General features: G+C 38.9%; 20 protein-coding genes. 19 read left to right on the top strand and 1 reads right to left on the bottom strand.

Translation table 11 applies throughout. The annotated features are described in order from the left end of the window. Nucleotides 1-95: 95 nt before the first annotated feature. Nucleotides 96-578 carry a tetratricopeptide repeat protein gene (locus HWQ49_RS11005; protein WP_188207670.1) on the bottom strand — a complete coding sequence of 161 codons (483 nt, stop codon included), beginning with the start codon at nucleotides 576-578 and terminating at the stop codon, nucleotides 96-98. A 351-nt stretch (nucleotides 579-929) separates the two neighbouring features. Here HWQ49_RS11005 and HWQ49_RS11000 point away from each other — a divergent pair, with 351 nt between their 5' ends. From HWQ49_RS11000 to HWQ49_RS10910, 19 genes are all read left to right on the top strand, one after another. Next, entirely contained in the window at nucleotides 930-2,495 is a 1,566-nt protein-coding gene (locus HWQ49_RS11000) for a BCCT family transporter (protein ID WP_188207669.1), read from the top strand. A 100-nt stretch (nucleotides 2,496-2,595) separates the two neighbouring features. Continuing rightward, entirely contained in the window at nucleotides 2,596-3,123 is a 528-nt protein-coding gene (locus tag HWQ49_RS10995) for an acyl-CoA thioesterase (RefSeq protein WP_188207668.1), read from the top strand. Nucleotides 3,124-3,199: 76 nt separating this feature from the next. Beyond that, nucleotides 3,200-3,649 (top strand): hut operon transcriptional regulator HutP, encoded by a 450-nt coding sequence (gene hutP, locus HWQ49_RS10990; protein ID WP_188207667.1) that lies wholly within the window; start codon nucleotides 3,200-3,202, stop codon nucleotides 3,647-3,649. A 141-nt stretch (nucleotides 3,650-3,790) separates the two neighbouring features. After that, nucleotides 3,791-5,290 carry a histidine ammonia-lyase gene (hutH, locus tag HWQ49_RS10985; protein WP_188207666.1) on the top strand — a complete coding sequence of 500 codons (1,500 nt, stop codon included), beginning with the start codon at nucleotides 3,791-3,793 and terminating at the stop codon, nucleotides 5,288-5,290. A 93-nt stretch (nucleotides 5,291-5,383) separates the two neighbouring features. Continuing rightward, the gene (gene hutU / locus HWQ49_RS10980) at nucleotides 5,384-7,042 is read left to right on the top strand and encodes a urocanate hydratase (protein ID WP_188207665.1); all 1,659 of its coding nucleotides are present in this window, start codon (nucleotides 5,384-5,386) and stop codon (nucleotides 7,040-7,042) included. A 27-nt stretch (nucleotides 7,043-7,069) separates the two neighbouring features. After that, nucleotides 7,070-8,323: an imidazolonepropionase gene (gene hutI / locus HWQ49_RS10975; protein ID WP_188207664.1), complete on the top strand. Its 1,254-nt coding sequence runs from the start codon at nucleotides 7,070-7,072 to the stop codon at nucleotides 8,321-8,323. After that, a complete protein-coding gene (hutG, locus tag HWQ49_RS10970; protein ID WP_188207663.1) occupies nucleotides 8,316-9,266 on the top strand; it encodes a formimidoylglutamase in 951 nt (316 codons plus the stop codon). The genes hutI and hutG overlap by 8 nt, the downstream gene beginning before the upstream one ends. A gap of 148 nt (nucleotides 9,267-9,414) precedes the next feature. Then, complete coding sequence (locus HWQ49_RS10965) at nucleotides 9,415-9,939, top strand: hypothetical protein (protein ID WP_188207662.1); 525 nt, start codon at nucleotides 9,415-9,417, stop codon at nucleotides 9,937-9,939. Between the two features lie 670 nt (nucleotides 9,940-10,609). Then, on the top strand, nucleotides 10,610-10,786 hold the full coding sequence (locus HWQ49_RS10960; protein WP_188207661.1) for an SE1832 family protein: 177 nt from the start codon (nucleotides 10,610-10,612) through the stop codon (nucleotides 10,784-10,786). Between the two features lie 421 nt (nucleotides 10,787-11,207). Further along, the gene (locus HWQ49_RS10955; protein ID WP_188207660.1) at nucleotides 11,208-12,026 is read left to right on the top strand and encodes a lipoate--protein ligase family protein; all 819 of its coding nucleotides are present in this window, start codon (nucleotides 11,208-11,210) and stop codon (nucleotides 12,024-12,026) included. Nucleotides 12,027-12,048: 22 nt separating this feature from the next. Continuing rightward, nucleotides 12,049-12,978, top strand: coding sequence for a lipoyl synthase (gene lipA / locus HWQ49_RS10950; protein WP_188207659.1), 930 nt, complete (start codon nucleotides 12,049-12,051; stop codon nucleotides 12,976-12,978). A gap of 388 nt (nucleotides 12,979-13,366) precedes the next feature. After that, nucleotides 13,367-15,157, top strand: a complete 1,791-nt coding sequence (locus tag HWQ49_RS10945; protein ID WP_188207658.1) for a cation:proton antiporter — start codon at nucleotides 13,367-13,369, stop codon at nucleotides 15,155-15,157. A 516-nt stretch (nucleotides 15,158-15,673) separates the two neighbouring features. Then, nucleotides 15,674-16,279 (top strand): TRAP transporter small permease, encoded by a 606-nt coding sequence (locus HWQ49_RS10940; RefSeq protein ID WP_317450929.1) that lies wholly within the window; start codon nucleotides 15,674-15,676, stop codon nucleotides 16,277-16,279. Between the two features lie 27 nt (nucleotides 16,280-16,306). Then, on the top strand, nucleotides 16,307-17,572 hold the full coding sequence (locus HWQ49_RS10935; protein ID WP_188207657.1) for a TRAP transporter large permease: 1,266 nt from the start codon (nucleotides 16,307-16,309) through the stop codon (nucleotides 17,570-17,572). A gap of 36 nt (nucleotides 17,573-17,608) precedes the next feature. Further along, nucleotides 17,609-18,751, top strand: coding sequence for a TRAP transporter substrate-binding protein DctP (gene dctP, locus HWQ49_RS10930; RefSeq protein WP_188207656.1), 1,143 nt, complete (start codon nucleotides 17,609-17,611; stop codon nucleotides 18,749-18,751). A gap of 352 nt (nucleotides 18,752-19,103) precedes the next feature. Continuing rightward, the gene (locus HWQ49_RS10925) at nucleotides 19,104-19,910 is read left to right on the top strand and encodes a TerC family protein (protein WP_188207655.1); all 807 of its coding nucleotides are present in this window, start codon (nucleotides 19,104-19,106) and stop codon (nucleotides 19,908-19,910) included. Nucleotides 19,911-20,003: 93 nt separating this feature from the next. Next, complete coding sequence (locus HWQ49_RS10920) at nucleotides 20,004-21,080, top strand: hypothetical protein (RefSeq protein WP_188207654.1); 1,077 nt, start codon at nucleotides 20,004-20,006, stop codon at nucleotides 21,078-21,080. A gap of 107 nt (nucleotides 21,081-21,187) precedes the next feature. Beyond that, nucleotides 21,188-22,429 (top strand): aminopeptidase, encoded by a 1,242-nt coding sequence (locus HWQ49_RS10915; protein WP_188207653.1) that lies wholly within the window; start codon nucleotides 21,188-21,190, stop codon nucleotides 22,427-22,429. Nucleotides 22,430-22,457: 28 nt separating this feature from the next. After that, nucleotides 22,458-23,693, top strand: a complete 1,236-nt coding sequence (locus HWQ49_RS10910) for a helix-turn-helix domain-containing protein (protein WP_188207652.1) — start codon at nucleotides 22,458-22,460, stop codon at nucleotides 23,691-23,693. The last annotated feature ends 55 nt before the right edge of the window (nucleotides 23,694-23,748 follow it).

Raw genomic sequence — 23,748 nt, 5'->3', positions numbered from 1 at the left:
CAATTAATTTCGGAGTAAAAGCAGCCTAAGAAGGTGTTTTATCTTTGTCTCATTTCGCTATGTCAGTCTACTACCTCGGTTGGTTTTCTTTTGAATTAGTTAAATGTCTCATCTAAACAGCTTGCATAAAATTCAATTAGCTCACGATGACTTAGTAGCTGTTGATCTTCGGTAGTTTCCAGCAACTTGTTTAAAATAATCTCCATTGCTAGATCAGCATCACCTAAATTGTAAAGTGTCATCGCAAAGTATACATAAAAACGATGGTCGCTTGGGAATTCACTCATACCAATTTCAAGTGTTTCTCGTGCTTGTTCGTAAAGTCCAACAGCACGGTAAGATATGCCAAGCTGTAATAGCGTATGTTGACGGATCATTTCATCAGCATCTAATTCTAAGGCTTTTTGATAATAAGTAATCGCCTGAGGTATCATCTCAAGCTTCTCATGAATTAAACCAGCTTCCAGGAAAGCTTCGAAGTCATTAGGGTTTTCCTCAACCAGTTTTAGTATGTTAGATTGAGCTTCTGACCAGCTCCCTTTTTCTTTAAGAGCTTTAATTTCTTTCAAGTTAGCCATAGCTGATCTCCTTTTAAAACATCGAATTAGTAACTAAATTTCGCTTCAAATTTTAAAGGATTTTACATCAATAGGCAAATCCTCTATAACAAATACTTATAAAAATAGAAAAGTTGCAAATAACATGATTGAAAGCCAAATTTAATGGGAATGCATATCTAAGAATAAAATCACTCTAAAATTCTTAAAATTCTTGCTAGATTGTACTTAAATAGCTTTTTGACTAACATCAACTTTTTATCTAAAATTTAAAGCTAATTGTGCAAAAAGCTTACGAAGGGAGTAAGAGGTTGATTTAGTCAACTCGCACATTATTGATTAAAAAGTTTCTTTACAAATGGGAGGAAAAGAATGAAGAAGAAGTATTATACCGATGAGTATTTAGGTACAGGGACTCAATGGGGACCCTTTATAATTAGTGGAGGATTTTTAGTATTATTCTTAGTACTAGCATTCTTCACTCCGGATTTTGCAGCCGAGGCTGTAGCGACATCATTTGATTTTTCAGTCGAGTGGTTTGGATTATTTTGGCAGTTACTTATGCTAGCAACGTTAATTGTTAGTTTAATTTTGATGTTTTCACGTTATGGACGTGTTCGTTTAGGTAAAAAAGACGAGCCACAGTATAGTAATTTCCGATGGATTGCTATGATTGCAACAACCTTGCTGGCAAGTGGTGGTGTGTTCTGGGCAGCAGGTGAACCGATGGAACACTTTATGACGACTCCACCGTTGTTTGCAACTGAAGGAATGGACACATGGGATCGGGTTGTACCTGGTCTATCACAAGCATTCTTCCACTGGGGATTCTCAGCTTGGGCGATTCTTGGTACAGTTTCTACAATCGTATTAATGTATGCTCACTATCATAAAGGCATGCCATTAAAGCCAAGAACAATTCTTTATCCTTTACTTGGTGATAAAGTGTACAGACGCTTTAACGTTTGGGGTGCTTTAGCTGATATTACCTCAATTATCGCCGTTGCTGCGGGTACGATTGGTGCGATTGGTTTCCTGGGGATTCAGGCAGCATATGCGTTTGAAAACTTATTCGGAATACCTAGTAATTTATTTACACAATTGTCGTTCATTATTATTTTAGTTATTGTCGCATCTATTTCCGCTGTTACAGGTGTGGATAAAGGTATTCAGATCTTAAGTCGATTTAACGTTGGATTCGCAATTGTCCTTATGGTCATCATCTTAATCGTTGGTCCAACAATGTTTATTTTAGATGCTTTTGTCGCAGCAGAAGCATTTCAAATGCAAAATTACTTAATGATGAGTTTAACACGTGGTGATGAAGCGTGGCTTGGTTGGTGGACCATTTTCTTCTGGGGTTGGTTCATTGGTTTCGGTCCAATGATGGCGATCTTTATTACTCGTATTTCAAGAGGTCGTACGATTCGTGAACTAGTGATTGCAGTTGCGATCATGGCACCACTTGTCAGTAACTTCTGGTTCGCCACGATTGGTGGTACGGGAATTTGGTTAGAAATCCAAAATCCAGAAAGCATTTCCGGGCCACTGGCTGAAGTCGGTCAAGAGGCAGCTGTAGCCGCTATTTTAGACGGTTTACCACTTGGTACGATACTAGCGTTTGGTTTCTTAATCGTTACAGTTGTCTTCGTAGCTACAACAACAGACTCTATGTCCTATGCATCAGCCGTATCGATTACGGGTAATGATGACCCAAGTAAGTATGTCCGTGTATTCTGGGCGTTAATTTTTGGTGCTGTTGCAGCAACTTTAATTGCGATCGGTGATGGAAGTGGTGACAGTATTGGTTTATTACAAAACTTCATCGTTGTTTCAGCTGTACCTGTTTCCATCTTGTTATTACCACCGGTTTGGGATTCGGTTAAAATTGCTAAGCGATTAGCAGAAGAACAAGGAATTAAAAAGAAAGATGAGTAAAAGGTCAGGAAAGAAGCTTGCAGTATTGTGAGCTTCTTTTTTCTTGTGTAAAGACCCAGGTTGAATGGTATACTATTAGCAAAAATGAAGAGGTGAAACGATGGAAGCAAAGCCATGTATACATTCGTTAACGGTTAAAAATTCACACGTCCTACCACCAGACACAAATAGTCATGGGACATTATTTGGTGGTCAACTAATGGCATATATGGATGATGTAGCAGCTATCGCTGCAACAAGACATGCGAGAATGCCGGTTGTTACGGCATCAACAGATTCAGTTGACTTTCTAGCTCCTGTAAAAGAAGGCGACACGATTTGTTTAGAAGCATTTGTCACTTGGACACACAATACATCTATGGAAGTGTTCGTTAAAGCGATTACTGAAGATCTGATCAAAGGTGAGCGTAAGGTATGTACAACCGCCTTTCTAACCATGGTAGCTGTAGATGAGAATGGAAAGCCAACTCAAGTGCCGTCTGTCTACCCAGAGTCTGAGGAAGAAAAGTGGTTAAACCAAGGAGCAGAAGAACGTGCAGTTTATCGTAAAAAACGTCGTGAGGAGTCTAAAACGCTAGCTAAGAAGTTTGGTGCTGGCTTCCCGTGGGATCCAACTGGTCGATCATAATTTTACAAGTTATTGACACATTGTCAAAAAAGTTTTACAATTTAGATAGTTATTAAATAGGATTGATGGTGTCAAGATGGGTAAACAAACAGAGATCGGAATTGGGAAGAAAGCTCTACAGTTAGTTTTAGCTAGTAGTGACGAGTTATCTGAGCTTAAACCCCAAATGGAGAAAACATCCTATACTTACTGTTTAGGAAAAACAGGGTCGATGGATTTACAAAAGGTTGTTTCTGCGATTGAAACAGCGGCTAAGCGAAACGGAATAATTAAAGAAAACCTTTACCGAGAGATGCATGCTTTATATCATGCGATTTTGGAAGCTGTACAGGGGGTCACTAGAGGTCAAGTTCAATTAGGTGATGTCATGCGAACAGTCGGGTTAAGGTTTGCTGTGGTTCGTGGTCAGCCGTATGAAGATCGAGAAGAAGGTGAATGGATTGCCGTTGCGTTATACGGAACAATCGGTGCACCTATTCGAGGATTAGAGCATGAAACGGCAGGTTTAGGAATTAACCACATATAAATGCCCAGAGCAATGAGATAATAGGGGGCTTATTCTTGAAGACATTCAAGGATAAGTCCCCTTTTTGTTGGGCACTTTTAAAGTTTAGTGTAGATGATTCTCTTAGTTGTTGTATGGTGAAAAGCGAAGGAGGGTGATTCAGTGGAATTAACGGGACACGGTTTAACGTTAGAGGAAGTTGGGCGGGTTGTTTACGATTTTGAATGCGTGACACTCTCAGAAGAATCGATGGCTATGGTGGGTAATAGTCGCCATCAGATTGAAGAATCAATCGCTAACCACGAACTCATTTATGGAATCAACACAGGTTTTGGGAAATTCAGCGATGTGGAAATAGATTTAGAGGACATTAATGCACTTCAGCTAAATTTAATCCATTCCCATGCTTGTGGAGTCGGGGAGCCTTTTAGTGAGGAAGTTAGCCGCGCCATGGTGTTATTGCGTGCCAACACGCTTTTAAAAGGATACTCAGGGGTCAGACCAGTTGTCATTGAACGGCTAGTCGAATTATTAAACAAACAGGTGCATCCGGTTATCCCTTCGCAAGGTTCACTTGGAGCAAGTGGTGACCTAGCTCCCTTAGCCCATTTAGCCTTGGTATTAATTGGCGAAGGAGAAGTGTTTAATCAAGGTGATAAACAGTCAACTAAAGAGGTGTTTTCACAAAAACAAATTGACCCCATTCAACTTGTGGCAAAAGAAGGGTTAGCCTTAATTAATGGAACGCAGGCAATGACCGCAGTTGGAGTCTTATCCTATTTAAAGGCTGAAGAGCTATTAAGCCAAGCAGAACGAATAGCTGCTATCACCATTGAAGGGCTAGAAGGTATTATGGATGCTTTTGATGAGCGAATTCACCGGGCTCGAGGTTTTACCGAACAAATTGATGTCGCCAGAAGAATTTCAGAGTATCTACAGGATAGTCAATTGGTGACTAAACAAGGAGAGAAACGTGTTCAAGATGCTTACTCGATTCGTTGTATACCTCAAGTTTTAGGCGCGTCTTGGCAAACACTTAAGTATGTCAAAGATAAACTTGCTGTTGAAATTAATGCGGCAACAGATAATCCACTTATTTTTAATGAGCAAGGTGAAGTGAGGTCTGGAGGTAATTTTCACGGTCAACCAATTGCGATAGCGATGGACTTACTGAAAATCGGTATGTCAGAGGTTGCAAGTATGGCTGAACGACGCATTGAAAGGTTGGTTAATCCACAGCTCAATGATTTACCCCCATTTTTAAGCCCTGAACCCGGATTACAGTCAGGGGCGATGATTATGCAATATACGGCAGCATCACTCGTTTCTGAAAATAAAACACTTTCACACCCAGCCAGTGTGGATTCGATCCCATCATCAGCAAATCAAGAAGATCACGTGAGTATGGGAACTATTGGCGCCAGGCATGCTGCTCAAATCATTGAAAATGTCAGAAGAGTACTAGCGATAGAGTTAATGTGTGCCATGCAAGCAGTTGAGATTCGTGGAGTAGAGAAAATGGCCAAGGACACGCAAGATTTTTACAACCGGGCTCGTGTGGTAGTACCAACGATTACACAAGATCGTGTATTTTCTAAAGATATTGAAGCATTAGCGAATTGGTTGGTGACAAGTAAAATATCTCATTCAACACCGACGTAAGACATTAACATGAATCATTATAGATTCAACATATAATCTATTAAAGCTAGAATGAATGAGCTAGTAGTCTACAAAAGAGGAGGAGTTTTTTTAATGGTTGATAGAGTGAAGAATATCCGTGCACCAAGGGGAAGCGATCTCAATACAAAAGGTTGGGTACAAGAAGCGGCATTACGTATGTTAATGAATAATTTAGATCCTGAAGTAGCTGAGAACCCGGATGAGTTGGTTGTATATGGAGGGATTGGTAAAGCTGTGCGTAATTGGGAGAGCTATCATAAAATCGTCAGCACGTTAAAAGAGTTAGAAGACGATGAAACGTTACTCGTACAGTCTGGAAAACCAGTGGCCGTTTTTAGGTCTCATAAAGATGCTCCAAGAGTGTTGTTAGCTAATTCAAATCTAGTACCCGCTTGGGCCAATTGGGAGCATTTCCGTGAACTAGAGAAACAAGGGTTAATGATGTATGGACAAATGACGGCAGGTAGCTGGATTTACATTGGAACTCAAGGGATTTTGCAAGGTACCTATGAAACATTCGCCGAAGCAGCAAGACAGCATTTTGGTGGTTCATTAAAGGGTACCTTAACCGTTACAGCGGGTTTAGGTGGTATGGGTGGTGCTCAGCCTTTAGCAGTGACGATGAATGAAGGTGTTGTCATAGCTATTGAAGTTAATGAGGACAGAATTAGGCGTCGGATTGAACACCGTTATTTAAATAAGATGACAGATTCACTAGATGAAGCTTTAGAAATGGCTCGAGAGGCTCAAGCAAAGGGTGAGCCTTTATCAATCGGATTATTAGGTAATGCTGCAGAGGTTTTACCAGCACTTGTTGAGCGTGGAGAAATACCTGACTTAGTCACGGATCAAACATCGGCACACGACCCATTAAACGGCTATTTACCAGAAGGTTATACATTACAAGCAGGAAAAGAATTGCGTGAATCAAATGCCGACTATTATTTGGTTCTATCACGCAGAAGTATCAAAAAGCACGTTCAAGCAATGATTGATTTACAAAAAGCAGGAGCAGTGACTTTCGATTACGGTAATAACATCCGACAAGAAGCGTATAACGAAGGTGTGAAGGATGCTTTTGATTTTCCTGGTTTTGTACCAGCATTTATTCGCCCTCAGTTCTGTGAAGGGAAAGGACCTTTTAGGTGGGCTGCATTATCTGGAGACCCAGAAGATATTTATAAAATCGATGAGGTGATACTCGAGGAGTTTTCATATAATGAGCATTTATGTAAGTGGATTAGAATGGCTCGTGAGCAAGTTGCATTCCAAGGGTTACCGTCAAGGATCTGCTGGCTAGGATACGGTGAACGTGCAAGATTCGGAAAAATCATTAATGATATGGTCGCATCTGGAGAGATATCAGCACCGATTGTCATCGGTCGGGATCATTTAGATGCTGGCTCTGTAGCCTCACCTAACCGAGAAACAGAGGGAATGAAGGATGGGAGCGATGCAGTAGCTGATTGGCCGATTTTAAATGCCTTAATTAACAGTGTGAATGGTGCGAGCTGGGTATCTGTTCATCATGGTGGTGGTGTTGGCATGGGCTACTCCCTGCACGCAGGTATGGTTATTGTTGCAGATGGAACAGAAGATGCCGCTGCACGATTGGAACGAGTCCTAACGTCTGACCCGGGTATTGGAGTTGCTCGCCATGTCGATGCGGGCTACAGTTTAGCCAAGGACACAGCGAAGGAGAAGGGTATCAATATTCCATTATTAGATTGATGGATAGGATGAAAGGAGGAACTTCACATGGCAACCGTTTTATACAACATCGGTCAACTATTAACGATGGATCATCAGGATGGACCGGTTCGTGGTCAAGATATGAATGAGTTAAAAGTGTACGAAGATTATGGATTGTTAATAGAGGATGGGAAGGTTAGTCAAATCGGGTCATCTGATCAAATAAAGAACCTACCAGCTGATCACAAAATAGATTGCGAAGGGCGACTGGTGACACCTGGAATTGTGGAGCCACATACACATTTGGTGTTTGGGGGATCGCGTGAGCATGAGATGGCGCTTAAACAGCAGGGTGTCCCATACCTTGATATTCTTAAACAAGGTGGAGGAATTTTATCAACCGTTCGTGCTACCCGAGAAACATCTGCAGAAGAATTGTATAAAAAAGCGATGTTTCATTTAGACCGAATGGCCAGTTATGGAATCACAACTGTTGAAGCGAAAAGTGGCTACGGCATGGATCATGAAACGGAATTAAAACAACTTCGAGTTGCGAATAAGGCAGGTTCTGACCACCCAATAGATGTGGTTTCAACCTTTCTAGGCGCTCATGCGATTACTGAAGAATATAAAGATGACCCTGAAGCTTTACTCGATAAAATGGCAGCAATGTTCCCAACCATTAAAGAGGAAGGGCTAGCTGAATTTGTCGATATCTTTACCGAAACAGGCGTATTTACGGTCGACCAATCACGACGTTATTTACAGCAAGCCAAAGAGTATGGGTTTAATGTCAAGCTTCATGCTGATGAAATTGACCCACTAGGTGGAACACAACTAGCTGTTGAATTAGGAGCAACTTCTGGCGATCACCTAGCTGTTGCAACCGATGAAGGGATCCAGCAACTGGCTAGTTCAAATACCATAGGAGTGTTATTACCAGGGACGATCTTTTATTTAGGTAAAGGGGAATTTGCAAGAGCACGTGACATGATTGAAGCAGGAGCAATCATCGCCATTTCCACTGACTTTAACCCTGGAAGCTCGGTTACAGAAAATATCCAACTGATTATGTCACTTGCGGCCCTTAAGATGCAAATGACACCAGAAGAGATTTGGCATGCCGTCACTACGAATGCCGCTTATGCGATCAATCGTGGGGAAGTTGCTGGTAAATTAAAGGTAGGGCGTCAAGCAGACCTTGTCATATGGGATGCACCAAATTATAAATATATTCCTTATCATTATGGGGTCAATCACGTGAACACTGTATTTAAAGCAGGGTGTAAGCTATATGAACGAGGTGGTTTGCATGGGTAAATCTTTTCTAAAACCAGCTGGAAAAGCTATTTTCAAAGATTCATATGTGACCAAGATGAATGAATTGTTAGTGGAAGAAGATGGTGAGAGAAGACAATATGGGGTGATTGGAGCCCCTTTATCGAAGCCGTCTATCAGCCATTCAGGAGCAGCTTTTGCACCAGGGGCGATACGTCAAGCACTTGGTAGTTACTCTACCTATTCAAATGAGCTAGGACACGACTTTAAAGATATCGAAGTGTCTGACTACGGTGATGTGGAAATGCATCCAACCGATCTCATCCACTCACAAGATAGAATCTACCAATCGACAAAATCGGTTCTTGACCGGGAAGAAGTTAATCAGCTTATTGTATTGGGTGGAGATCATTCGGTAAGTTTCCCGTCTATAAAAGCTCATCATGAAGCCTATGGTATGGTTGGCGTCATTCAATTTGATGCTCACCATGATCTTCGAAACTTAGAAGACGGTGGCCCAACAAACGGAACACCATTTCGTCGTTCTATTGAAAATAATGTTCTAAAAGGTGAGCAAATAATTCAAATCGGTATTAGAGATTTCACCAATGCCAAAGGGTATGATGACTATGCCAAGGAACAAGGTGTTACCGTGTATACCATGGCTGATGTCAGACAACATCAGATCGATACTTTAATCAAGAAGTCACTTGATCATTTAGCCCAACAGGTTGATCTCATTTATTTATCCGTCGATATGGACGTATTAGACCAAGCCTATGCACCTGGTTGTCCGGCAATTGGCCCAGGTGGGATGGATAGTTTGACTTTAATGAAGGCAGTTGAAGAAGCGGCTAAGCATCCAAAGGTGAAGGCAATGGATATCGTTGAAATTGATCCAACCATAGATTTCCGTAACATGACGAGTCGGATTGCAGCACATATACTGTTCTCTTACTGGAAAGGTAAATATTTAGCAGACTAATATTATCATCATCATAAGAAATGACTAGGTGCCTCGAGAAAATTGAACTAAGAAAAAGGAATTAGCTCGGTTATATCGAATAATATAAATAATAGTTGTAAATTAGACAACCATGTCAAACTGTACTCGATAATGAGGTGCCTAGTATATGAAGAAACTTAGATGGATGTTGGTAACGATATTATTTTTTGGATCAGGATTGACCGGGTTTTTCGTTGTAACCGCTAATAGTAATAGTGGTGAATTTCTTAGTATCACTCATACAGGTGCAAAAGCCAAGATATTTGAAAGTTATGAAGACGTCTATATAGGTAAACAGCTTCGTTGGACAGGGAATGAAATGCCTATCATTAAAGATATTCAAATCGTTAAGGAAAATGGTGTTAGCTTGTCATCAGCAAGTGAAATGATTCAGGTTGATTTGTTTATTGATCCAAGTCATCAAACAGATCTTTTTTACCAATCGAGTCCTGAAGTTCATCAGGTTATTGAAGACTATGTTGGTGTTGAAGGGTTCAAATTAACTGAACCACAAATGACATTAGTTTTTAAAGTTAACTTAGAGAAGCCTAATTATCAGTTTGATTTAGAAGAGTTGAAAATTATTTATGAAATCGACAGACGAGAGTTTGAACAACGGTTACCACTACGCAACTTTATACTTCACCACTAAACTAGGAGCGAGGGACTCCTAGTTTTTTTAGATCGATTCATTGCATTAGTGTTAATTTAGGCTCTATACTAAATGTGGTGGTGTCTATTATTACAGCAGTCATGTTGAGAAGTTGATGAATGCCCCGTGTGTGACTCGCTTTCGGTGGACGCTTATCGTGGGCACGGCTCGAGCTTCGCGCTGTTCCCACGATGTACAGGGTGGATAAGTGTCGGTGTTGCCACGGGGGTAGTGTTGTCACCAACCTGGCGTGACCACCTATCGCTCGCCATCTCTTGTTATCCTAAAGCTGACGAAGACACTAGGGAAAGAGGGTCGATATTGAGTAAGAACATATAGTAATTTATCTGTGTTAGGTGAGCAGTACTAAGCGGAATCAAAATGCGTAGACTCCTGCGGGAACAGCACGAGCTGAAGATCCACTTGGGAAGTGCTTTTCTTCCCAAGTTAGCTGAAGCCGTGCCCGCGGAAAGCGAAGCATTTTGATGAAGCGGTATTAGAGCACACCAAGAATTCATAACCAGCTCATCTATGGATTATAAATTGATTTTGTCCTAACCCTACAGATTAAAAAAGGTAATAAGTCGGTGGTGTAAATATTCACACTACCACAATTGAAATAGAACCTTAATATCAGATATAGAATAATACTCAGAATGGAGTGAATTACATGACAAAAGAGGAAATACAAGCCCAAATTGATCAAGTTAAAAATGATTATATCCGTATTCAAGGTGACTTAGATAAGCTAGAGGCTAATGGTGGAAACGTCACCATGTTGGAGAAAACTCTTAAACGACTAGAAGAAGAGTTAGCTTCATTAAGAGAACAGTTAAAACAACAATAATAGATAGGAATCCCCCTAATAGAAGCACATTTGTCCTCTGTATTAGGGGTTATTTTTTAAAATTGTTTATTAACCGTAATTAGATGTGTGTTATTTTACACGCTTAATGTTTCTTGATATGATGAAGTTGTTTGAAATGATTACTAAAAAATTCCTTCAAGAGAATTGTTACGGTTTTACTTAAATAATGGCTCTGTTAAATTTTAGTGTTGATAATTCAAGGAATAGTTCTTAGTTGTTGTATGGTGAGAGCGAAGGTGGCGACTCCTGTGGGAACAGCACGAGCTGAAGATCCACTTGGGAAGTGCTTTTCCTTCCCAAGTTAGCTGAAGCCGTGCCCACGGAAAGCGTCCACCGAAAGCGAATCACCATAACAACAACGGACTTTATCAGAGCATAAATAACAGAAAGTGTGTAGGTCATGACGAAAACTTGGTATTTTATTAATTCTAAGGTTCAATCACCTCAATATAATATGGCATTAGATGAGTGTTTATTAAAATGGCATAGTGAGGGAAAGATTCCACCGACGTTGAGATTTTATCAGTGGGAACCAGCTGGATTATCTCTAGGATATTTCCAGAAGGTTAATGGAAGAATACATACAGAAAACGTTAAGAAATACGGGTTTGGCTTAGTTCGTCGTTTAACAGGAGGTCGAGCTGTTTTACACGATGATGAGTTAACATATAGTGTCATTGTTTCAGAAGAACATCCGGGTATGCCAAGCACAGTGACTGAGGCGTATAAGGTTATCTCGAAAGGACTGCTTGAAGGTTACCGGTTACTTGGACTTGATGCCAAGTTTTCCATACCAGAAGGAAAGTTGAATCAAACTGGATCAGCCGTTTGTTTTGATGAACCATCTTGGTACGAATTAGTTCTTAATGGAAAGAAAGCAGCAGGAAGTGCGCAAACACGACAGCGTGGAGTAATTTTACAACACGGATCGATTCCGTTAAGCATGAATCTTGATCAGTTGTTTGATATGTTCGTCTACTCAGATGAACATAAGCGAGAAAGAGCAAAGGAGAAGCTTAAGGATAAAGCAACCTCGATCGAAAGGGAGTTAGGAAGGCGTCCTTCAATTAGAGAGGTAGAAAAAGCTTTTTTTCATGGATTTGAAAAAGGTTTACAAGTTAGCCTCGAGCCGTATATGTTAACAGAAGATCAACAACAAGAAGTCAAACAACTAATGAAACAGAAATATGCAAGTGATGATTGGAATTTTGCCAGATAATCTTTTGTAAGGGGTGTTATTAGTGACAAAGAAAGAGGAGTATGTAAGAAAGCCTGAGTGGCTAAAAATTAAGTTAAACACGAACAAAAATTATATTGGCCTTAAGAAAATGATGCGTGAAAAAAATCTCAATACCGTCTGTGAAGAAGCGCGCTGTCCAAATATTCATGAATGTTGGGCTGTTCGTAAAACAGCTACCTTTATGATCTTAGGAAGCACATGTACAAGAGGTTGTCGTTTCTGTGCTGTTAACACAGGATTACCAACTGAGTTAGACTGGGGAGAACCAGAGCGTGTAGCTGAATCAGTTGAGATTATGGGCCTACGTCATGCAGTTGTCACGGCTGTCGCTCGCGATGACTTAAAAGATGGTGGTGCCGCTATTTTTGCAGAGACAGTTAAAGCTATTCGCCGCCGTAATCCAGGTACAACAGTAGAAGTATTACCTTCAGACATGAAAGGTGACTATGATAGCATTCGTACATTAATGGATGCTGGACCTGATATTTTTAATCATAACGTTGAAACGGTTCGTCGGTTAACACCAACTGTTCGTTCAAGAGCTACCTATGATCGTTCACTAACGTTACTTAAACGTGTTAAGGAAATTTCACCAGATACACCAACTAAATCAAGTATTATGGTTGGATTAGGTGAAACGAAAGAAGAACTGATAGAAACCATGGATGATTTGTTAGCACATGATGTTGATATTTTAACCATTGGTCAATACTTACAACCTACGCGTAACCACCTGAAGGTTGAGCGCTATTATGAACCAAAAGAGTTTGCTGAGTTAAGAAAAATTGCTTTCCAAAAAGGCTTCCAGCATTGTCAGGCGGGTCCGTTGGTTCGTTCATCTTATCATGCTGATGAACAGGTAAGTGAAGCTTCCAAACGACGCCGTGAGCAATACGAAGAAAATTACCTAAACAACCAACCTGTATCATAATACGATTAGGATTTCCCATTAACACCTTAATTCCCTTCATGAGGGGAGTTAAGGTGTTTTTTGTATAAGTTTTTGGATATAGAGAACTTAGTTGGTAACCCCCCTAAAAAAACTTATATTAATATAAAGTTTTATGATTGACTCACCCTTAACACCTATTTATAATTGCATGGTATCTTGTGTCAAAAATAAAAAGAGGCTGCGACATAATGACGTGTTTATAATACTAAAGCGAATGATTCACTAGCTTAGTGGAAGTGGTAAGTTTCCCATAGTTCGGATGATCTATAGCAAGCACACTTTTGTTCAGTCTCTTCATGCAAAGTTAATTAATAACTTTCCATATTTAAGAGAAACTTAAAAAAGGGCAACGTTAGGAGGAACATCATTGGAGAACTTATTAATGGTCATGATGCTAATTGGGGTACTTGGGATCTTTTCTCAATGGGTTGCTTGGCGCACTCGTTTACCAGCTATTGTTGTCATGGCGATTGTTGGTCTAATAGCCGGTCCCACTTTAGGAATAATCAATCCAGCACAGGAATTAGGAGACTTATATAGTCCGTTGATTTCTATTGCGGTAGGGATTATCCTTTTTGAAGGTAGTTTGAATTTAGATTTTCGCGAAATTAAAGGAATGCGTAAGCCGGTTTACCGCATTGTGACGCTTGGGGCGTTCTTAGCATGGGTGCTAGGCTCATTAGCGGCTCATTATGTGGCAGGTTTATCATGGGCTGTTGCCTTTGTAATTGGTGGAATCTTTATCGTGACGGGTCCTACAGTTATTTTACCACTTCTAAGACAAGCCAAGCTTAAACCTAGAGTAGCTGCCATTTTGAAATGGGAAGGAATTGTTGTCGATCCGTTTGGTGCTTTAATAGCCGTCTTTGCATTTGAATTTATTAAATTCTTAACAGTCGAAACAGTTGCTTTCTCAGCAGTATTAACGTTCTTAGCAGCTTCCGTGTTAGCCGGTATTATTGGAATGATTTTTGGTTACGGTATTGGTTATTCTTTTGAAAAGGGTGCTGTACCTGAGTATCTAAAATCGCCAATCGTCTTAGTAACGGTTATAATGGCATTTGCTTTAAGCGACTTCATTATGCATGAAACAGGCCTTTTAGCAGTTACTGTTATGGGGATGACAATTGCCAATATGCATATTTCATCCATTGAAGATATGCGTCACTTTAAGGAAAATATATCGATATTACTGATTTCAGTTATCTTCATTATGTTAACTGCATCTTTAAATCGTGAAACTTTGCTATCGATCTTTGATATAAATATTGTTTTATTCATCTTGATGATGTTATTTGTGATTCGCCCTTTGACTATTTTCTTATCCACGATCGGAACAAATTTGGAGTTCCGAGAAAAGTTATTAGTTGGGTGGATCGCGCCTCGAGGTATTGTAGCCTTAACGGTTTCAGCGTATTTTGCAAGTATATTAGTTGATGAAGGGTTTCATGATGCAGAGATCTTAACCTCATTAACCTTTGGCTTAGTCTTTGCTACCGTTGTGGCGCACGGATTTTCCATTAGCTGGTTATCACGTAAGTTAGGTTTGTCGACAGACAGTAAACCAGGAGTTTTAATGGTCGGATCCAACAAATTCTCTGCACAATTAGGTAAGGTATTGCATGATTTAGGTGTTCCGGTATTAATTTCAGATGCCTCATGGAGTCGTTTGTCACACGCTAAGCAGTTAGGGGTGCCGTGTGTGCACGGTGAGATTTTATCTGAACAAACGGATTACCAAATTGATATGACACCTTACGACTACATGTTAAGTTTAACGGAGTATGATTCGTATAATACGTTAGTTAGCTCAACCTTTAAGCCGACTTTTGGAAGGGAACATCTTTTCCAATTGCCTTTACAGGTGAATGAGGGCGATCAACTAGAAGATGTTAGCCGTCATATTAGTGGTACGGTATTGTTTGATGGAAAAGTGACATGGACATCACTAAATGAAAAAATCAACCAAGGATTTGTCTTTAAAAAGACGATGATTACGAAAGAATATACTCATCGCCACTATCTAAATGACCGAGAAGAAGAAGACGTTCTATTGCTAATACTAAGAAAGTCTGGCGAGCTATCCTTCTTCAATCCAAAAACCGACTTATACGCGGAGTCAGGGGATTTAATTATTAGCCTATCCAAAAGACAATAAGCTCAAATAATGAAGCCTACTGTTGATCAGTAGGCTTTTTTTATACTGATGTGTGATAAAGGGGTGATGACGTATTCAAACACCATGAGACTCCTTTCAGCAAAGTTCATCATAGATTTTTTATCTAATCGGAAAATCTTGACAAAATTAGTAATTGAAATCGCTTATTTTGTGTGATAGAATTTTCCTATAATTCAGAAAAAATCTTTTCATAAATTGACCTCCAAGAAATATATATTTTATAAACAAGTCGTTTCCTTCTATATATAAAATTCCACATAAAGTCAAATGACAAATTTTAAGTATTTAGCACTATAAATAAGCATAGATAAATATAACAAAGAATAGTTATTCATAGATGTAACATATACAAATTAGCAAAGAATATTTCGACTATTTCTAAATATTCGCTGTTTGTAGTCTGTTGGAAATTTTAGTTACGATAATATTGATTCATTTTGGATACCATATTTTGATTGTCGTTAGATGGCATAAATAAATGGAGGAGAAAACCAAGTGAGTTCTAAATCAGTGAAGGATCATAAGGTCTTACAATCGATCATAAAAGGGTTAAGACTTCTAGATCGTGCATTTTTAAAATTAGAAGAGTTTATTTTGATCGGAGCAATTCTAGTCATTGCGATTATGATCTGTGGAAATGTGATCAGTCGTGAAGTATTTGGACCAAGTATATGGTTTCATGCTGAAGTTGCACGTTTTGCAGTTGTCATTGCAACATTTATGGGGATTAGTTATGCAGCGCGTAAAGGACGCCATATTAGTATGTCGGCGATCTACGATACAGTGCCTTGGAAGGTTCGTAAGGCAATGGCGATCTTCATCCCTTGTGTAACATCAATTGCCCTATTTTATTTATCATATGTTTCTTATGAATATGTCTTAACAGTTTATGAATCAGGTAGAACAACAGCGTCACTTGAAGTTCCTCTTTGGTGGATGTATATGTTTATCCCGATTGGCTTTTTTACAGGCGCTATACAATTCTTACGTAACACGATCGTGAATATTGTAAATAAAGAAGTATATATTGGGACAGATGTTTTGGACTACAATGACATTGAACCAGAAGATCGTGAGTTAGATGAAAATTTGCAGGTTTAAAAAAATCATAAAAGTGAGGAAAAAATCATGTTAACAGCACTACTAGGGATTATGTTTGTTCTCCTGATGCTTAATTTTCCGATGATGATTCCACTTATTATAGCGCCTTTTGTTGTCGTTATTTTCTACTCACCGATGTTGGATTCATCAATCATGGTGCCACAGTTAATAACAGGAATCGAGACGTACGAACTTTTATGTGTTCCGTTATTTATCTTGGCAGCTGATATTATGACATCAGGTAGAACTTCAGAACGCTTACTGGATTTTATTGGTTCGTTCGTCCGTCATATTCGTGGAGGATATGCAGTCACAACAGCAGCAGCTTGTTCGATGTTTGGTTCAATATCAGGCTCAACACAAGCGACAGTTGTTGCAATTGGTCGCCCAATGCGTGAACGTTTACTACGGGTTGGGTACAAAGACTCGAGTGCAATGGCATTGATCATTAACTCTAGTGATGTTGCATTGTTAATTCCACCGAGTATCGGGTTGATTATTTATGGATTATCGTCAAGTACATCAATAGGTGACTTGTTTATCGCAGGTATATTACCTGGTATTATGGTATTTTTGGTATTTGCTACATACAGCATGGTTTATGCAAAGGTTAAAGACATACCTCTTGCGCCAAAAGCAACTTGGAAAGAAAGGTTTGTGACTTTCAGGAAGGCATTACTACCTCTAGGTTTTCCAATCCTAGTCATCGGTGGTATATATAGTGGTCTATTTACGGCAACTGAAGCAGCAGGTGTTTCGGTATTATACGCTTTTATACTCGAAGTTATTGTATACCGATCTGTGCATATTAAACAAATTCCAAGTATTGCTTTATCTACAGGATTGGTCACATCGGCTGTTTTTATACTTGTAGCTGGTGGACAAGTGTTTACCTTTTTAATTAACTTAGAAAACATTCCAAGGATGCTGACTGAAACAGTACTAGGAACGGATCCAAGTGCGATATATGTCTTAATTATTGTTAGTATCTTCTTCTTTATTGGATGTATGTTTGTTGATCCAATTGTTGTGATTATAGTACTGACACCAATTTTCTTGCCAGTAGCTGAAACAGCAGACATTGATCCTATTCATTTAGGCATTATTATTACTTTCCAAGCAGCATTAGGTTCTGCAACACCGCCGTTTGGAGTTGACATATTTACAGCCAGTGCGGTCTTTAATAGGCCATACATGGAAGTCATTAAAGGAACACCACCTTATATTATTTTAATGGTGTTAATGTCTATTTTATTAATTCTGTTTCCACAGATTTCTCTTGCATTACTGTAAGGGAAACTATAATAATAAACAATATTACAGGGGGTAATGGTTATTTTTAACAAAAAGATTTTCTGGTTAGCTTTAGTATTATTTCTAACACTAGGGTTACTAGCTGCGTGTGGTGGCGATTCAGACGAAGGTGCTGAAGGTGATAACTCGAATGGTGAAGATTCAACCGAAGAAGAAAACTCGAATGACAATAACGATTCAGATGAAGATGAAGATGAGAATACAAGTATTGAACCACAAACTTGGAGATTTGTTACCGAGGAAGAACCAGGTCAAGTTCAATATGTCTATGCAGAAGAATTTGCTAATCGTATGGCAGAGAAATCTGATGGAGCAATCGAGATTGAAGTATATGAGTTTGGTGGACTAGGTAGTGAAACGGACCAAGTTGACCAGTTAATGCAAGGTACAGTAGAAATGGCAGTTATGTCACCTGGTTTTACAGGTAACATGGTTGCAGAAGGGCAGTTATTCGCTCTACATTTCTTATTCCCAGATGATGTAGGAACAACTCAAGAAGTTTTAGAAAATAGTGAAGCGTTAAATGTAGATTTACGTGAACGTTATGAAGAACATAACATTTCACCACTCGCATTCTGGACTGAGGGTGGTATGCAGTGGACTTCAAATGGTCATCCACTACAAACACCTGAGGACTTTGAGAACTTCCAAATGCGTGTACAAACATCACCATTAATTATGGAGTCATATGAAAGATATAATGCTAACCCACAAGAAATGAGCTGGGGTGAGCTATACACAGCATTGGACCGTGGTACTGTTGATGGACAAGAAAACCCAATTTTCTTCATCGCGGATGCGTCATTCCACGAGGTTCAAGATTATCTAATGATTTCAAACCACAACAACTATGTAGCGATGACTACAGTAAATACTGAGTGGTATGAAGGCTTAGATTCTGAAGTACAGGAAATGGTTGATGAAACAACAGAGGAAATGCAAGAGTGGATTTATGAAGAACAAGATCGTCAGAACACTGAATTCCTAGAGTTTATGGAAGAGGATTCTGATATCGAAATTATTGAATTAACTGAAGAAGAGCGTGATGCGTTCAGACAAGAAGCTGTTGAAGTTCGTGACTTCTATAGAAATGAAGTATCAGAACTTGATGGTGCCATTCTTGATAAACTGTTAGATGAAATGGAAGATTATCAATAAGTAAGAAATCTGTGGAGAAAGGGCAGTGCCGATGATGGCATTGCTCTTTTTTGTGTGATGGGAATGTAATAAGCTTTGTGACGAGTTAGATCACGTCTCTCGTCCATTTTGCGCTTCAAGGGGGCTGAAAACGGTCTTGAGGCGATGTGTCACGGCCAATTTGCGCTTCAAACGAGGGCAAAAAGTCATTGAAACCACCTTTCTCGCACACATCCCCTCGGGTCTGATTCCTCATGAAGTGTAACATCTCCTCAATAGAAAATTAATTTTAATGATCTAGCATCTACGTGGTTATGCTAAAAACATATGTAGTCCTTACCACGTATAATAGCTAATTGAGGAGAGAAACACAATGGATGTATCACTGTTATTAGAATATGGATGGGTATTATTAATTTTAATTGTATTAGAAGGAATCCTAGCAGCAGATAACGCCATGGTACTGGCCGTTATGGTTAAGCACCTTCCGGAAAAAGAGCGTAAGAAAGCATTATTTTATGGTCTTTTTGGCGCTTTTATATTCCGTATCGGTTCGTTATTTATCATATCTTTTCTTGTCGATGTATGGCAGGTCCAAGCCATAGGTGCCGTTTACTTATTATTCATTGCAGGTAACCATATCGTAAAGAAATTTCTACTAAATAAAGATAAAGAAGAAGACCAAGAAAAAAAAGCGCAAAAAGTTCAGGGTGCTGGTTTTTGGATGACAGTGTTAAAGGTTGAGATTGCAGATATTGCCTTTGCGGTGGACTCAATTTTAGCTGCAGTTGCAATCGCGATCGCTCTTCCTGAATCTGGTTTACCTGAGATTGGTGGAATGGATGGTGGTCAGTTCCTCGTTATTTTATTTGGTGGTTTAGTGGGTGTCATCATTATGCGATTTGCAGCGACATTCTTTGTCAAACTGATAAAGAAAAGACCTGGTCTAGAAACGGCAGCTTTCATCATTGTTGGTTGGGTCGGTGTTAAACTAATCGTTTTAACGCTTGCTCATGAAGATATTGCGTGGATACCTCACGATTTTCCCCATTCAACCTTATGGAAAATCATCTTCTATGCAACTTTAGTCTTAATTGCAGTGATTGGTTGGTTTACATCAAGTAAGGTAGATATTGAGGATCGGGAGACGAAAGAAATGATGAATGAGGCAAAAAAATAAAACAAGTTAATCGGTTCTATGACTAGCTGTCGTCTGTTCTTTTCCAAGCCCTCTACACATATAGTATGTTACGGGAGCATAAGGAGGGTGCATATGGTTCACTACAGATACTTCATGGGTGGTACGACAGCTAAAGGTTATGTGAACTTTTATGAGAATTTAATTGAACAATTAGAGCGAGTCGTTTACATCGAAGGTGGTTTTACCACAATAGTTAGCCCGATTTTACAACGAGTAGCTAATCATTTTACCAATCATTATGACATTGATTATATTCACAACCATCTAATGACCGATCAACTAGAAGGAATCGTCATACCATCACTCGATATTGGTATTTTTGATCGAACGAAAATGAACCAAAAACGTGTGGTTTATCCAATGTTATATGAGAAGTTAGTTTATTTAGGTGATCGCTACGATTATGACTACTTAAAGAACCACGAGAAAGACTTACAAAAGCATCGTGGAGAAGTTAAAACCTTATACCAAGCAGCCATTGACCATTTTCAAACAGCATTATCACATCATCATCAAGTAGAGAAGCTGTATGTCGATCATTTAAATGTGGAAAGAGCCAACCAAGAAACGGAACAACTCATTCAAGACATTTTCGAAAATAGCTCTCTTCATAAGCCAGGTAGTGTTAAACATCGCTATTTAGGAGCAGCTACACCAGAAGGACCAGTTGATTATGTGATGGAGTTGACTGATGAACTGAAGAAAAGAATCTTTATCAAAGGAAGGTCTGGAACAGGGAAGTCTACGATGCTACGTAAGATTGCTCATGAAGCTAAAAATCGAGGCTTTGATATAGAAATTTATCATTGTGGTTTTGACCCTGGAAGCCTAGACATGGTCATTTTGCGAGAGTTGAGTGTAGCTATTTTTGATGCAACAGCACCACATGAACATGATCCTATTAAAGAGACTGATGAGATTTTTGATGTATATGAGCGGTTCATCGATGGTCACCCGGATGATCTTTATCATGATGAATTAGCAAAGTACAAATCGTCCTATAAAGAGGAAATGCTTAAGGCAAAGGAATGCCTTGCTGATATCAAAAAACAGCAAGTTGAATTTGAACAAATATATCAACAGTCCATGGATTTGGATTTAACTACAAACGTTGAAGATGACCTGATCAAATGGATCTTAAAGCAGTAATAAAAAGGCTCAACTCGATGTTGAGTCTTTTACCTAGGTTTGATGACTTTTTATATTGGGCAAATTATGAAATAATAGGAGAAAAGAGAAGGATAAGGAGTGTTTGGATGGTACCAACCAAAGAGCAATTAACGAAGTATGCTAAGCTAGCAGTTACTATGGGAGTCAATATTCAACAAGGACAAGCTCTATTTATTAATGCGCCAATAGAAGCGAGAGAATTTGCCCATTACGTTGTCGATGAGGCTTATGAAGCCGGAGCTGAAAATGTCCACGTTAATTGGTCAGATGAAGTATTGACTAGAAAAAGATATGAAAAAGAACCAATGCATGTACTTGAAAATGTTCCTGACTGGTTGGTCGAACGCCAAGTAGGTCACGTCAAAAACGGAGGTGCTGTATTAAATATATATGCACCGAACCCTGACTTATTAGAAGGAATTGATGCAGAAAAAGTTGCCAAATCAACCAAAGCACAAAGTCAGGCAATGAAAGAGTATAAACAATATATTATGAATGACAAGATTCAGTGGTCAATCGTTTCGGTTCCTACTGAAAAATGGGCTGATAAAATTTATGATCATCAAAAAAATACCGAAGAAGCGATTGAAGATTTATGGAAACAAATTTTCCAAATTGTACGAGTTGACCAAAACGATCCAATAGCCGCCTGGAACGATCATAATGAAACGTTATACCAAATTAGAGACTATTTAAATGATAAGCAATATGATGCGCTAGAATATAAATCTGAAACAGTTGACTTAACAGTTGGATTACCGGAAAACCATTTATGGGCTGGTGGAGGAGCTGTTGCAGAGAATGGAGCATCATTCAACCCGAATATGCCAACAGAAGAAGTGTTCACAGCGCCTCATCGCGAGCGAGTAAATGGAACCGTTAAGAATACCAAACCACTTAACTATAACGGTAATCTTGTTGAGGACTTTAAGTTGACCTTTAAAGATGGACAAGTGGTTGATTTTGAAGCTAGAAAAGGTGAGGAAATTTTAAAACATCTTTTAGACTCTGATGAAGGGTCAACAAGATTAGGGGAAATAGCGCTAGTCCCACATTCATCACCAATTTCACAATCTAATCTTATTTTCTTTAATACTCTCTATGACGAAAATGCATCCTGCCACTTAGCGTTAGGTTCTGCATATCCGACTAATTTGAAAGGTGGAGAGAAGTTAAGCGAAGAAGAACTAAAAGAAAAAGGCATTAATACTAGTCTAGTTCATGAAGACTTCATGATGGGATCACATGATTTAGATGTCTATGGAGTCACTAAAGGAGGTGACAGAGAACCGATTATCGTACAAGGTGAATGGGCGATAAAAGAATAATTGGTTTGAAGCCGTAGGTGGGATTCATATGACATTAGTGGGAAAGACCATTAAATGGTACCGAACTGGTAAAGGATTAACGCAAGAACAGTTGGCTGAGGGGATTTGTTCGGTAACCTACATTAGTAAATTGGAGAATGGGCTGGTTGAGTTTAATGAAGACATCCTAAGAAAGCTCTCACAGAGGCTAGACATTAAACAGTCACTAATCTTAAGTCGTAAGAATCCATCGCTTGAAGAAGATCTAAAAGGTTGGTTAGAGCATATTCACATTTTTCATATACCTGAGATGAAGAAATTCTATAACAAATTAACATCATCCATAACTGATGATCTTCATGTCGATCATCATACGCTATATTATTTGGGGTTATTTGGTCACTATTTATTAATGGATCAATTGAACGAGGCTGAGAAGATATTTAAATATATAACGAATCGGTCAATGGTATTTAAAGCTTGCGCCCCATACAGCTTTTATAAGTTTGTAGGGATTTATTACAGGCGAAAAGGATTATATAACCATGCTATTGAACATTTGGAAACAGCTGAGGAAATCCTAGGAGATGAAGAAGACCCGGAACTTCATTTAGTTATGGCACAGGTATATAATCGTTTCAATGATATATTAATTTCAAATAAGCATGCTCAAAAAGCCTTTAAATTATTTCAAGATAAACTGTATTACGTACGTATGATAGACTGTCAAGTAGTACTGGGTGTTAACTATTGTTTAGTAGGAGATTACTACTCGGCTGAAAATTACTTTGTAAAGTTAAAAGAAGTCGACGGAGAGCATTTATTAGATAAAACGAGGGCGAATATTCATCATCACATTGGCTATATTCGTTTTCATATGCAACGCTATGATGAAGCACAGAAATATTTTAAGAAAGCATTAGACTTCAATATAAGTGAAAGTGATTTCTTAAATGCGAGATATTTGCTCTCATATATTCATGTCTTAAAGAAAGATCATTACTTGGCTAAAAAACATATAAATCATGGGCTGATGATTGCAAAAAATATTAATCACCAACGATATATCGTGAAATTTAAAGTATTGAAAATGCAGTTAGAAAAACGAGATGGAGAACTTCTAGATTACTTACAGCATAAAGTCCTTCCGTTTTTTGAAAATAGTGGTGAAGAAGTAGAATTGAAGCATTATTATTATCTGTATGGACAACTCTTATATCAGAATAAACGATATAAAAAAGCGGCTGAATATTTTATGCTTGCTAGAGATCATTATATGGTCTAACAGTAGTGGTTAATCAAATAAGGAACAGAAAAAATGCTGCCACAAACGTTGTGGC

Source organism: Alkalibacillus aidingensis, from assembly GCF_014595945.1.
Classification (GTDB): Bacteria; Bacillota; Bacilli; order Bacillales; family Alkalibacillaceae; genus Alkalibacillus; species Alkalibacillus aidingensis.
This window is presented reverse-complemented; position numbering and strand designations above follow the sequence as displayed.